At 33.2% G+C, this 286-nt stretch carries 1 protein-coding gene; it reads left to right on the forward strand.

The window, feature by feature from the left end; all coding sequences use genetic code 11:
- On the forward strand, positions 1-286 hold a 286-nt coding region (locus L979_RS15605; protein WP_047692892.1), incomplete at both ends, for a phage baseplate protein.

The raw sequence follows: 286 nt of genomic DNA on the forward strand, positions 1-286 counted from the left end.
CAGAGGGTTATGGCAAGAACGGAACTTTCAGCGAAAAGATAACTTTTGATATAATTACAAAGTGGTACACTTACGAAAACTTAACTTTCGATATGGTTCAAAATGGTAAAGTTATTTCTGGAAAGTCTAAAATTTATGGCGGAACAGCACCAGGATACTATAAGTATGTCAAAGGAACTTCTTACACTTATTATGGAGAAACAAACATAGAGCGTTTAAGTCGTTGGGATATAAAAGACGAAATATTTAGTTTTATGGGGATATTATATCCGAAACTACCTAAAAC

Source organism: Kocuria sp. ZOR0020, from assembly GCF_000800955.1.
Taxonomy (GTDB): domain Bacteria; phylum Actinomycetota; class Actinomycetes; order Actinomycetales; family Micrococcaceae; genus Kocuria; species Kocuria subflava.